Here is a 1197-nt window from a genome sequence, read left to right as displayed (position 1 = left end):
TGAGGTTCTATATTTGTTGTCAAACAGTTTTCGGCAGCAGCTTGGCCGGATCCCAGGGCTGACCCGTCTTCCAGACGGCAAACGCCACCCGCAACAGCTTTCGCCCGAGGATGACGAATGCCTCCGTTGTGGCAAAGCCCTTGGCACGCAGGGCCTGGTAAAGCGGCTTGAGGGCTTTGCTGTGGCTGGCGGCAAAGCCCGCCAGGTACAGCTGCCTGCGCAACTGCGCTGGTCCTCGCTTTGAGAGTTGACGCGCCCCGCGCTTCTTGCCCGAATCGTTGGGGCGAGGGTCCAGGCCACTGTAAGCGACCACGGCGTCCACGTTGGCAAATGGGATACGAGCGAACAGCACCGCCAGCAAGGCGCTGCCCAGAGGACCAAAGCCGGTCACGCTGGCAATGCGCTTGCGCCCCGTCGCCAGCGCGGTGTCAGCGGCGATGAGTTCGTCCACCTGGGCATCAATAGCCGCCAGAAACTGATCGAAGGATTGGTCGAGCCGCTTGAGTTCGCCGGCCAGCTCATGATCGCCCTTGAATGCCTGGCGCACCGATTCCCGCTTGGTCACCAGTGTTGCACGCCGCTCCAGCAGTTCTTCCACGCGCCGCTGGCCTGGATCGCCAGGCCGCCATGCGTGCAGCTTTGCATGATGTTCAGCCCCATACCGGGCGATCAAGACGGCATCAACGCGATCAGTCTTGCCGCGAGCCCCCAGCGCCTTGGCGTAGAAGTGCACGTCCCGCGCATTGAGCACGTACACCTGCATTCCCGCATCGTGAGCACGTTGGGCCAGCAGCCGGTGGTAGATGCCCGTGGACTCCATGGCAACGAGGCTGCCCCTGGGAATCGTCCCAATCCAGGCGTCTATGGCCTTGCGCTCGTTGGAGATGGCYCGAACAGGGCTATAGCCGTGCATCGCAACAACCAGCTCATCCTTGGCGACATCGACACCGTAAATTTCAGTACACCCTTGCATTTCTTTACCTCCAAAGTGGAAAATAAAAGTGCTGGGGTGAAAAGCGCCGCCTGCGACGTCAGCTTGCTTACAGATCGGGGGTCATCACTGAAAAGTGGTGCCGCTCAGTTCCTTATCGACGTTCAAAGGCGGGGTGGGAGAAGTCTCAAACGGTCGGTCCGCGCTAACGGCCGATTGCGAAGCGTGACTCTCCACCCCAGCACCCTAAACATACAAGCGAAGCG

1 protein-coding gene is annotated in these 1197 nt (G+C 60.7%); it reads right to left on the bottom strand.

Annotation, left to right across the window (positions count from 1 at the left end):
- Positions 1 to 19: 19 nt before the first annotated feature.
- Positions 20 to 973 (bottom strand): IS110 family RNA-guided transposase, encoded by a 954-nt coding sequence (locus AC1D1F_RS24745; protein ID WP_477679333.1) that lies wholly within the window; start codon positions 971 to 973, stop codon positions 20 to 22.
- Positions 974 to 1197 lie beyond the last annotated feature (224 nt).

Source organism: Polaromonas sp. P1_H6, from assembly GCF_056405195.1.
Note: the sequence above shows the minus strand (reverse complement) of the source record. Positions and strands in the feature narration are given on the sequence as shown.